The 9,975-nt window shown below is 65.8% G+C and carries 13 protein-coding genes; 6 read left to right on the top strand and 7 right to left on the bottom strand.

Features of this window, described 5'->3' with window-relative positions:
* Positions 1-393: 393 nt before the first annotated feature.
* Positions 394-1,167 carry a hypothetical protein gene (locus tag AB0J09_RS43630; RefSeq protein WP_360704848.1) on the top strand — a complete coding sequence of 258 codons (774 nt, stop codon included), beginning with the start codon at positions 394-396 and terminating at the stop codon, positions 1,165-1,167.
* A gap of 210 nt (positions 1,168-1,377) precedes the next feature.
* On the opposite strand, the gene AB0J09_RS43635 is transcribed toward AB0J09_RS43630, so the two are convergent.
* Genes AB0J09_RS43635 through AB0J09_RS43645 form a run of 3 tightly spaced genes read right to left on the bottom strand, consistent with a single transcriptional unit; the run spans position 1,378 to position 2,366 of the window.
* Positions 1,378-1,662: a hypothetical protein gene (locus tag AB0J09_RS43635; protein ID WP_360704851.1), complete on the bottom strand. Its 285-nt coding sequence runs from the start codon at positions 1,660-1,662 to the stop codon at positions 1,378-1,380.
* Complete coding sequence (locus AB0J09_RS43640) at positions 1,659-2,117, bottom strand: hypothetical protein (protein ID WP_360704854.1); 459 nt, start codon at positions 2,115-2,117, stop codon at positions 1,659-1,661. The genes AB0J09_RS43635 and AB0J09_RS43640 overlap by 4 nt, the downstream gene beginning before the upstream one ends.
* Positions 2,118-2,174: 57 nt before the next feature.
* Entirely contained in the window at positions 2,175-2,366 is a 192-nt protein-coding gene (locus tag AB0J09_RS43645) for a hypothetical protein (protein WP_360704857.1), read from the bottom strand.
* Positions 2,367-2,571: 205 nt separating this feature from the next.
* On the opposite strand from AB0J09_RS43645, the gene AB0J09_RS43650 reads away from it, so the two are divergent.
* Genes AB0J09_RS43650 through AB0J09_RS43665 form a run of 4 tightly spaced genes read left to right on the top strand, consistent with a single transcriptional unit; the run spans position 2,572 to position 4,655 of the window.
* The gene (locus AB0J09_RS43650; protein ID WP_360704860.1) at positions 2,572-3,270 is read left to right on the top strand and encodes a DUF4158 domain-containing protein; all 699 of its coding nucleotides are present in this window, start codon (positions 2,572-2,574) and stop codon (positions 3,268-3,270) included.
* Positions 3,271-3,279: 9 nt separating this feature from the next.
* Positions 3,280-4,080 carry a hypothetical protein gene (locus AB0J09_RS43655; protein ID WP_360704862.1) on the top strand — a complete coding sequence of 267 codons (801 nt, stop codon included), beginning with the start codon at positions 3,280-3,282 and terminating at the stop codon, positions 4,078-4,080.
* A complete protein-coding gene (locus AB0J09_RS43660) occupies positions 4,019-4,528 on the top strand; it encodes a hypothetical protein (RefSeq protein ID WP_360704881.1) in 510 nt (169 codons plus the stop codon). The genes AB0J09_RS43655 and AB0J09_RS43660 overlap by 62 nt, the downstream gene beginning before the upstream one ends.
* Positions 4,440-4,655 (top strand): hypothetical protein, encoded by a 216-nt coding sequence (locus AB0J09_RS43665; protein ID WP_360704873.1) that lies wholly within the window; start codon positions 4,440-4,442, stop codon positions 4,653-4,655. The genes AB0J09_RS43660 and AB0J09_RS43665 overlap by 89 nt, the downstream gene beginning before the upstream one ends.
* On the opposite strand, the gene AB0J09_RS43670 is transcribed toward AB0J09_RS43665, so the two are convergent.
* The 3 genes from AB0J09_RS43670 to AB0J09_RS43680 form a co-directional block, all read right to left on the bottom strand.
* A complete protein-coding gene (locus AB0J09_RS43670; RefSeq protein WP_360704865.1) occupies positions 4,626-5,942 on the bottom strand; it encodes a HAMP domain-containing sensor histidine kinase in 1,317 nt (438 codons plus the stop codon). The genes AB0J09_RS43665 and AB0J09_RS43670 overlap by 30 nt on opposite strands.
* A 407-nt stretch (positions 5,943-6,349) precedes the next feature.
* Positions 6,350-7,135: a histidine kinase dimerization/phospho-acceptor domain-containing protein gene (locus AB0J09_RS43675; protein ID WP_360704868.1), complete on the bottom strand. Its 786-nt coding sequence runs from the start codon at positions 7,133-7,135 to the stop codon at positions 6,350-6,352.
* 321 nt (positions 7,136-7,456) lie between these two features.
* The gene (locus AB0J09_RS43680) at positions 7,457-8,896 is read right to left on the bottom strand and encodes a helix-turn-helix domain-containing protein (RefSeq protein WP_360704871.1); all 1,440 of its coding nucleotides are present in this window, start codon (positions 8,894-8,896) and stop codon (positions 7,457-7,459) included.
* Positions 8,897-9,649: 753 nt separating this feature from the next.
* Here AB0J09_RS43680 and AB0J09_RS43685 point away from each other — a divergent pair.
* Complete coding sequence (locus AB0J09_RS43685) at positions 9,650-9,892, top strand: ATP-binding protein (RefSeq protein WP_360704876.1); 243 nt, start codon at positions 9,650-9,652, stop codon at positions 9,890-9,892.
* On the opposite strand, the gene AB0J09_RS43690 is transcribed toward AB0J09_RS43685, so the two are convergent.
* A partial coding sequence (locus tag AB0J09_RS43690; RefSeq protein WP_360704878.1) for a helix-turn-helix domain-containing protein occupies positions 9,831-9,975 on the bottom strand: 145 nt, incomplete at its 5' end. The two genes, AB0J09_RS43685 and AB0J09_RS43690, sit on opposite strands and share 62 nt — an antisense overlap.

The following is a 9,975-nucleotide window of genomic DNA, read 5'->3' on the forward strand; positions in this document are numbered from 1 at the left end:
CGCCCGCGGCTGGGCCGTGATCCGCGCCCTCGTCGGCCTCCATGTCGGCGACGCCGGTGTCCACGGCCGGCCAGGCGGCAAAGCCACGTGGGGCCCACCCGCCCACGCGGCACTGCAACGCCTCATCGCAACAGCCCATCGCTGATCGATCACGCTCGCATACCTTCGCGCCGGACCCCACCATGCTCGGCATACTGGGGTCTACTTGCCATACGTGAAAGAAGAGATCATCGTCCTCTGAGCTGCTAAAAGGGTTCTACAACCCTAGATAACGATGGCGCCGAGCAGATCGCTGTCTGCTGGGTCAGTTCCCGCGACCGTGTGCCGTGGCTGTGCACGGTCCCCGGGATCGCGGTGCCCCTAGTAAGCGGGCCGACATCTGCGGAGCGGTGGATGGTGCATGACGGTGTGGTGACCTTTGACTTGCGCCGGGGTGCGTGGGTTCGGGTTGGCGATGTCGCCCTCCCCACCTTCGTACGGTGGGTCCTGAGTGACGGGCTGGTCTTTCACACCATCGGGCGCCGTTACCGGCGTATCCACCTCCCGGGGAGCAGCGCCACCATACAACGTTCGGCGGGGTGGACCACACAGCGTTCCACCGACGCGAAAACCGCGCATGAAACCGTGCGTCAGCGGCAGGAAGCCGCCAAGCGTGCCCGGCACGAGCGCGCACGCTTGGCCGAAAAACACCGCGATCAGGTGGAGCGCGAGCGCCAACGCCAGGAAGAAGAGCGTCGCCACGCCGAGGTCGAGGAGCGGCGCCGCCGCTTGATGATCGAGTGGGAGCGTCAGCGCGTGGCCTGGGAGGCAGAACACCGCGAACAGCAGCGGCAGCAACAGGAACAGGCTCGCCGGGAAGAGCTGGCCCGCCTCGAACGCGACCGCCAGGAGCAAAGCGCCGTACGGCAGTGGTGGAGCGGGCTGTCCACCGCTCAGCTCACCGAGCTTCTGGACCACGTCGCGGTGCTGTCGGTGAGCGAGCACGCCTCGCGGGCGCTCCCCGTCTCCGACCAGGGCGACCGCGAGCACGGGTACGGCATCGCTGTCTACACCGGTCATCGGCTTTACGGGGTGGTCAGACCTTGTCCGCACTCGCTGGGTCGGCTTTCCCACGAGGAACGGGCTTCGCCCGTCCGTTCTTCAACGAACGCCTGGCGCCACGCATAGGCCCGGCTGGTGGAGGGACAAGGAGTCTGAGGCGTTCTCCCAGGTCAATATCCAAACCCGGCTCCCAGGTCAACATCCAAATCCGGGCTCACGTGTGACTACCAGCTGCGGAACCCCGGCTTTCAGCAGGGCGGGCGACGAGCAGATCCATTCTGCGGTGCTCGGCGGTGCTCCGAGCGTCCCCTTGGGATGGGAGGACGCCGTTCATGATCAGGGTGATTGCTCACCAGCTGCTACCCGTTGCACCATGCGCGTGTACTCCTGTTTGAGCGCGACGGCATCAGGCGGCGCGCCGCGCTCGAGCATGCCGAATCCGCGGCCGGTCCATCCGTGGGCGTCGAAATGAATCTTAAAGAGGTAGGCGATTGCCTGGCTCCAGCCAGCCAGTATAGGGAAACGCTGGTGGAACTCCGCTGCCACGGCCTCATCACCGTAGTTGTAGCCGAGATGCATCGCAGCGAGCTCTTGGTTGCTGATCTCTGCAAGCGGGGTCATGACTCTCCTGCTGCGGTTTCGTGAGTGCGCGGGTCGCGGATCGAGTAGAGCCCGATCGCGTCTTCGATCAATGCGATCCAGTGCGGGTCGTACGGCTCCAGCGACACCGGCCCGAGCACCAGCTTGCCCGTGTTCCGCCAGCCGTGCCGGTTATCCGGTTCCCACTGCCGCCATCCCTGCTCGCTGCCGCCGACCACGATCCGGCCAGGCTCCCGCTGCCACGCCGTCTCCTCCACGAATCTGGCGCGCTCGGCGTCCCGCGTGGCCTGCTCGATCTCCTGCTGGATGCGGTTGTTCTCGGCATGCAGCGCGCGGGCCGCGTCTTTCAACACTGCTCTGCGCTCCTGCGGCCAGGCGGCGTCAGCTCCGCAGTCGCAGCCGCCCCGGCCGTGAGAATAGTAGTCGCAGGCATCTGCATGCTCGGCCGCCGTCACCCGGTCGTACTGGAGGGACATGGACACCATCTCCTCGCCGACCTCGGTTCCCGGCAGGGCACGGGTCTGGTGCGACGGTCACTGGCCGTCTGCGGTGCGGCGGGCCATCATGGCGGCCAACCAGGCCCGGTCAGCGGCGACCGCTTGCGCGTCGGCCGGGTTGGCGAGAGCGCGGCCGACGGTCTCGGGCGCGAGGTCGGTGTGCGCTGCGCCGGTTTGGCGGTGCCGGTCGAGCACCTCGCGCTCGAAGACCTCTTCGGGCTCGGTCATGATCCAGTCCGGAAGGGGGGCAGACCAAGTAAGCCGGAAGGGGCTAATAGGGCTGGTCAGAGCCTCTGATGGCAGCTGGTGTGTGACCGTATGCGTTGGTTCGGTTGCGGCTTGGTGAACCATGCGGTGCTTCGTGATCATCTGCCGCTATGGTGTGCGGGTTCTGGAGGTGATCGTTCCGGAAAGGGCTCGCAAGGGCTCGCCGGTGACATCGATCGAGCGGACCGCTTGCCCGCAGTTCAAGCGCCTGACCTCGGCGCGGGTGCTGCACGTGTTCTTCACCCCGACGGCTGATGAGATCGATTGGGCTCAGGAGCGGGCTCGGAGTCCGCAGACGGTGTTCGCGCTGGTGCTGGCGTTGAAGTGCTTTCAGAAGATGGCCCGGTTTCCCGCCCGCGAGGAGATCCCCGAGGTCGTCGTCGACCATGTGAGACGTTGCCTGGGCCTGGCCGCCGATGTCGAGCCCGATCATGGGGCCGCGAGCACCGCCAAGTGGCACCGCAAGCAGATCCGGACCCGCCAGGGTGTGACCTACGACAAGGAGCGGGCCCGGGCCATAGCGGCCGAGGCGATCATCGAGGCGGCCCAGGCCAAGAACAACCCGCCGGACCTGATCAACGTGGCGTTGGAGCGCCTGATCGAGGCCTCGCTGGAGCTGCCGGGGTTCACCACGCTGGACGAGATGGCCTCCACGATCCGGGCCCGAGTCAACACCGAGATCTTCGCCCAGGTGGTGGAGCGGATGGGCGCTGGTGGGCAAGAGCGCCTGGGCGCGCTGCTGACGACGGTGGGCTCGGACGGTAAGTCGTTGTTCAATCGGCTGAAGAAGCCGGCGCAGCGGCCTACCTGGGCGGAGCTCGATGCCCACGTGAAATATCTGGACGAGATCGACGCCCCTTGGTGACACCTGGGCGTGGCTGGAGGGGATCGCCCCACCAAGGTCATCGATTTTGCTGGGGAAGCAGCTGCTCAGGACGCTGACACTCTGTCCCGCTACGACCGCGTCAAGAGGCTGGCGTTGCTGGCGTGTCTGCTGCGCACGGCGCGGATGAGGGCCCGTGATGATCTGGCCGAGATGCTGTGCAAGCGGGTGGCGGCCAATCTGAAGAAGGCCGGGGCCGCGTTGGAGGACATCCGCGAGCGCCAGCGCGCCGTCAGCGAGGGGCTGATCGGCACCTTCCGCACCGTGCTGGAGCACCTGGACCCCGACGGCCCTGAGGCCGACCAGGGCCCGGAACGTGCGGTGGCCGCGGTGAACAGCGCCGTCGGGTTCGACGCCCAACTGGCCGACATCGAGGAGGTCTCGGCCTTCCACGGCGACAACTACGAGGTGCTGGCCTACTGGTACTTCAAGCGGGAGCGGGCGGTGATGTTCGACTTGGTCGCCAAATTGGAGCTGAAGGCCACCTCCCGCGATGACTCGGTGCTGGCCGCGCTGGAGCACGCCCGCGCCCACGCGGGGCTGAGGCGGGACTTCATCCCGATGCCGCCATCGGTCGACGGCTCCAGGGATCCAGACTCCGGGATCACGCCTCGGCAACTGGCGACGCGCCGTCACCGACCGCAGCCGGCCGGGGATGGTGGCGCGCCGGCACTTCGAGGCGATGGTGTTCGCCCACCTGGCCGAGGAACTACGTACCGGCGACATCGCGGTGGTCGGACCGAACGAGTATGCCGACTGGAGCGCCAACCTGCTGCCCTGGGAGGCATGTGAGTCGCTGCTGGAAGGGTTCTGCGAGCAGGTCGGCCTGCCGAGCACGGCGGCCGGCTTCGTCGCGCACCTGCGCGGCAATCACCTGGTGGCCGCCGCGGAGCTGGACGCCGGGTATGAGGACAACTCCGACCTGGTGATCAGCGATGACGGGGTGCCCACCGTCAAGCGGCGGCGCGGCCAGCAGACGTTGAAGGCCGCCGAGAAGCTGGCCGCGGCGATCGAGCGGCGCGTGCCCGAGCGCTCGCTGTTGTCGATCGTGGCGCGCACCGCGCACTGGCTGGGCTGGCACCACCACTTCGGACCCGCTTCCGGGTCGGACCCGAAGATCTCCGACCCCGTTGTTCCGCTACTCGCTGGCGGTGTTCACCGGCGGGATCAACCTGGGGCCGTACGAGGCGGCCAAGCACCTGACCGGGGTATCGGCCCGGGAGCTGTCGATGATCCGTAACCGGCACATCGACATCCGCAAGCTGAACGCCGCGATCGCGACGTCGTCAAGGCGAACGGGTTTACGGCGCGTACTGGACTTCAACGGTGATCACATGTCAGGTCTGGGCAGATACTTGAACCTGTGAGGTCATGAGCGGCAATTTAAGGACGAACCGCGCCCCTCGTGGCGAGTCTTCAACCGTCAGCGTTCCGCTGTGCGCCTTTGCGATCTCGCGGGAGATGGCCAAGCCGAGGCCGCTGCCTTGGGAATCTCGGCGGCGTCCGTCGGCCAGTCGCACGAAGGGTTCGAAGACGGATTCGCGGTCTTGCGGTGCGATGCCGTCACCGTCGTCCGTCACAGTCATGATCGCGTGATCTTGCGTACGTTCCACGGTGACCTGGACGCTCGTGTGGGCGTGCCGCTGTGCGTTGACGAGGAGATTGTTCAAGATTCGGATCAGCTGAAGCGGGTTGCCGAGGACCTTTACCTCACCTGTCGTGTGGACGAGCACCGGCATCGTGCCGATGTGGTTGGCAGTCTCCTCAGCTACCAGTGCGGACAGGTCGATCTCTTCGGGAGGTTCGGGAGCGGTCGTCCGGATCCGGGCGAATGTCAGCACGTCATCGATGATGGCCCGTAGACGCTGTGCCGTCGCCGACGCTGTACGGATCGTTTCGCGTGCATCGACGTCGTCGGGATAGAGCAGTCCCTCATCGAGCTGTGCTTGCAGGCCGGCGATCGGAGTCTTGAGTTCGTGGGTGACGATGGAGGCGAAGTTGCGCTGGTGATTCACCGCTTGTTCGAGTTGTGCCAGGGTCTGGTTGGCGGTTCGGGCGAGCTGTCCGATTTCGTCGTCCTGCTGCGGTTCGGGCACTCGCTGGCTGAGATCGCTCACTGAGATGTCGGACATTTTCGTGCGGATCGCCGCCACGGGGCGGAGGGTTCGGCCAACCACAGTCCAGACCATCCACGTTCCGACAACGGCGCACAGCAGAACCGCTGCCGAGGTGGCGAGTTCGAGCTGATGCATGGCCAGGATGGGCGGCAATTCCTTGCCTGCGTAGACGACATGGGGCTCCCCGTTCCAGACCAGACGGGCTTCCTGCGGCGAGACCCTGATGGCGGCCAGGGCGACATGCTCAGTCTGTGAGCCGGTGATGAGATGCTGGATCCGATTATCGGCAGGTGGCTGGACCGTGCTGAGAGGCGGCTTGCCCGCAACCGCGGAGCTGGCTGCCACCACCCGGTGGTGGGAGTCGACAAGCTGCAGAAGGTTGACCGAAGTCGTTGGGGATGGCGGCGGGATGTGGCCGGGACGCATCGAGGCGATCCAGTCCGTGGCCGCGCGCTGTGTTTCGGCGAAGTAGCTGTCTTGAACATTGGTGCGGACGAGGATAGCGAGACTGATCCCTATGACTGCGAATACGATCAAGAAAACTGCGGCCGCGGCTGACGTGTAACGCGCCCGGATGGACGTGGGAAACGGATGGAAGGATGAAGGCCTGTTGTGCATGGTATTCCCCCGCCGGTTGATGCCTCCTCTGATTGATCGATGCAGAGGCGATCTGATTGAAAGAGCACCGTCACGTATGTGTTAGCCGATTTCAGGCTTTGCTCATCGCTGAGCCAGGGGGACTGGTCCGCAGGTTATTCCATACGTTACGGTGGTCGCGTCTGGGTGGCGGTGAACGTGCCATCCATGTGTGTTGCGCACGCGTTCGAAGGTGCTGAAGCCAGCGGAGCCCTCCGCCCCTGGGTGGCGATCGTGCGCCGGTCGCGCACCAGCAGTCCTGTCGGACCACGTAGTGGCTGTAGCCGTCCTGTCCGACGGCTCCTACCTCACCCGCTTGGGCTCGCTCGCCGATCGAGGAGGTCGGCGATGATGCCGTTGAGCCGTTCGGCGTTGTCCAGCAATGTGTGCAGGATCTGGCGCTGGTCGGCGTCCGGAGTCGAAAGGGCGACTTCGAGTTGGGCCAGCAGTCCGGTGATGGGATTACGCAGCACGTGGGAGGCGTCGAAGCCGAGTTTCCGCTGCTGGTCCAACATCTCCCGCTGCGCCGATATGGCCCGGCGGTATTGTTCCTGTGTCTTTTTGAGGTGTTCGTTGATTTCTTGCAGCTCGCGGACGTGGGTGTAGGTGTGGGTTCTTATCGCCTCGAGCTGTGCGCGCGCTCCCTTGACGCCTCGCTCGTCGAACCGTTGGAGCTGCCGCACGAAGTCGGAGACGTCCTCGCCGCGGTGGATGATCAGTTCCACGTCGCCGTCGGGGCCGAGGACGGGAGTGTTGATGGCGCTCCAGTATCGTTCTTCGAACACTCCTGGCCTGTCGCGGGCTTCGATGTCATACCGTTGCAGCGCCAACATATCTCGCTGGCCAGTGGCAAGCACTCGTTGCAGGGAAGCGCGAAGTTGCTCGGTCCCGCGCGCATCAGGGTCGTCGCCGACAGCATTGGGATTGTCGGGGAAAACGGCGAAGAGGTATCGGCCGAGCAGGTCCGCTCGGTCCCGCCCGGTTTCCTGCGTGTAGGCCTCATTGACACCGACGATGATGAAGTCCGGTGTGAGCACCAGTTTGGGGACTGTGAGGGCGTTGAACGCCGTCTCGTAGTCGATCTCTGGATGCATGGTTTCTTGACCTCTTTCGTCTTTGACCGGTATGGAGGCCGCAGCGGCCGGATCTGGGGCTGGCGGGGCAGCGAACGGTCTGGCGATCGGCGTGCGCGGACATTGCGAATCCCGTCGTGGCAGGAGGAGCTGCCGGCTCAGGTGGCTGGCGATCTCCCCGCGGGACATCTTCGGAGTGGCTCGGTGCAGGTGCGCCGGACACGGACCACCGCGGTGCTCGTCAAGGCGACGGCGGTGGATGAAGAATGCGAATGTCTTCCCGTGCATTGGTTCCAGACAAGTGCATGACTCCCGCCGCGGGTGTCTCACCTTGAGACCGCGTCAGCCGGCGTCGATAATGCGATAGGCGTTGATCTTGCGGTAAATGGTCGCCCGGGACAGGCCGAGCAGGTCGGCCGCAGCGGCCTTGTCGCCGTTGGTCTCCAGCAGCGCGCGGACGATCGCGTCGCGCTCGATGCTCTCCCACCGGCTCAGCGCGCGGCCTTGGCCGGCATGGCACGACTCCGGAAGGTCTTCGGGCTGGATCTGCCCGCCCCGCCGCCGCACCAGAGCGTGCCGGAGAGCCTGGGCGAGTTCGGCGATGTTGCCGGGCCAGGCCGAGCGCATGAGCACTCGCATGGCCGCCGGGCCGCACGAGACTGACCGACCCACGGCGGAACTGCTCAGCAGCGCAGGTACCAGTTCCCGCACGTCCTCGATGCGGTGGCGCAGCGGCGGCATGGTGAGCGTCGTTGGCAGCCTGACCAGCAGGTCGTCGGACAATTCGGCGGCGGCCTCGGTGGTGGCGACCACCCATACCCGGTCGGCGTCATCGGCGATCGTGTCCAGCCACTCCACCACCGCGGCACGTGCCTCGTCGCTGAACAGCTCCAGGTGGCGCAGGACCACAGTTCCATGCGGGGCGCCGGGTGCCGAACAGCATTGCCGGGCCACGTTCTGGGTGGGCTCGATCACCACGAACGGTTTGTCAGGGGCGTACCGGAAATGCACGGCCCTGGCCAGGGTCAGCTTGCCCGCGCCCGGCTCGCCCTGGACCAGCACCGCCCTACGGGCCTGGCGGTGCATCGCAGCGTCGGCGCAGAGGTTGGCGAAGACCGTCGAGGTGCCGGCGAGTTTCAGATCGGCGGGTCGAACCCGCGGCCGCGACGATCGCGGTTGCGACTCGCGCTGGTCGGTGACGGAGATTGACACTATGGCGTCGCCGTTCGTGCCGACGGGCCGGCAGCGGATCGTGGCCCTCTCACCGCGAGACAATTCAACGCCGGCTTTGTGCTCCGCGCCCGAGCGCAACAACTCAGCGGCCGTGTCTCGCACGATCGCGTGATCAGAAGGTGCGAGCAGGTCGGTGGCTTCCCGGGTCGCCAAGGTCAGGTCGTCGGCGATCATGACGTGTGCCTGGCCGCCGTGGCGTTGGGCGGCCATGAACTCCTGCAGAAGTATCCGCTCGCGCTTGGAGCCGAGTTCCAGCAGTCGCTGCTCAATGTCCTCCGCAGCGCCCCACACCAGTGCGGACATCAACGGACTGGCCTCCTGGTACCAGGAGGTGATGTTCACAAGTCCGGCCAGCCTCCCGGTCAGCCGATCGATGATGGGCGCGCTGGCGCACGCCACCGCGTGCAATGGTGTCGTGAAGTGCTCGCTCCCGACCACCAGCGCGATCCGCCGCGTCTCGCGCGCGATCCCGACGGCGTTGGTACCGACGTGCTCCTCGGCGTAGCTGAACCCGGGAGCGAGCCGAATCCGGTCCAGATGCCGTCTCAAGGACGGCTCGCTCACTCGCCGATCCAGCAGCCGACCCTGCGCATCAGTAAGGATCACACAGGTCCCGGCGTCCGCCAACCTCTGCTCCAGTCGGTCCAGCACCGGCCCTGCGGCACGCGTGAGCCGTCCCTCGGTATCAAGATCGCCGAAGTATGGCGGGTCAAGGTCATCGCAGGCCACTCCGGACAAGGAGCAACGGCGCCACGACTCCACGATGCCGGGGCGCAGCGATACCGCAGGCACGTCCCCGGTCTCCAGGAAACGTTCGCGTGTCCGTGCAATACTTTCCACCGTGTCTCCGCCGTAGGCCACAACCAGTCTCACGAAAATACGAAAATGTCTTCCGGCTTTGATCTATATAAAATCGGCTTTGATCTATATAAAATCCAAAGTCGATTATATGTTCCGGGCTGGGATTCTCTCTCAAGAGAATCGACAAAATTGGCAAACATGCATGAAACTCTGTGTTGAGGGAGTGTAAGGCGTAATTCTTTCGCGGGAGCGGCCCAGCACGGTCCCGCGGATACCGTGGCCCGCAGGTGCGCGGTGGTCTCGGCCGCGTACCTGGACCGGCGCCTCCAGGCAGGAGCTCCTGAAGAAGTACGAGCTTGACAAAGCCGACAAGGGCGCGTTGATGTGCCGCGATGCCTGGGCTCTTTGTTGATCTCAAGCTGGCGGACCGCCGGGGACCACGGCGCACCTCTGGCGGCAGATGCCGCGGGTGAATGCCGGTGGTGCTAGACGGAGGAACGGATCTTCCAGCGCTTCACCCGCCTGGACGCCGCCCGCCACCTCGACAACAAAGGCACGGGCCTCGGTCTGGCGATCGCACGCGACATTGCCCAGGCGCACATGGGCACCCTCCACGCCGGGGAGTCCGCAACCGGCGGAGCCGTGCGGCGCCACCCCTGGCTCGTACGGCCGTCCGTGAAGGTCACCCCGCCGGGCAGACCTCGCGGCGGTACCTGCCCGGCGCCACGTCGAACTCCCGTTTGAAGGCGTTGGCGAAGGCGAACTCCGAGGTGTAACCGACCTTGGCGGCGATCTGGCCCAGCGGGGCGTCGGACTCCCGCATGAGG

This window comes from Nonomuraea sp. NPDC049784, assembly GCF_040659615.1.
In the GTDB taxonomy this organism is placed as follows: Bacteria; Actinomycetota; Actinomycetes; order Streptosporangiales; family Streptosporangiaceae; genus Nonomuraea.

Bases quoted from the DNA above. Each gene is read 5' to 3' on its own strand.
- AB0J09_RS43630 (WP_360704848.1), top strand. From the start codon at position 394: ATGGTGCATGACGGTGTGGTGACCTTTGACTTGCGCCGGGGTGCGTGG.
- AB0J09_RS43635 (WP_360704851.1), bottom strand. From the start codon at position 1,662: ATGACCCCGCTTGCAGAGATCAGCAACCAAGAGCTCGCTGCGATGCAT.
- AB0J09_RS43640 (WP_360704854.1), bottom strand. From the start codon at position 2,117: ATGTCCCTCCAGTACGACCGGGTGACGGCGGCCGAGCATGCAGATGCC.
- AB0J09_RS43645 (WP_360704857.1), bottom strand. From the start codon at position 2,366: ATGACCGAGCCCGAAGAGGTCTTCGAGCGCGAGGTGCTCGACCGGCAC.
- AB0J09_RS43675 (WP_360704868.1), bottom strand. From the start codon at position 7,135: ATGCATCCAGAGATCGACTACGAGACGGCGTTCAACGCCCTCACAGTC.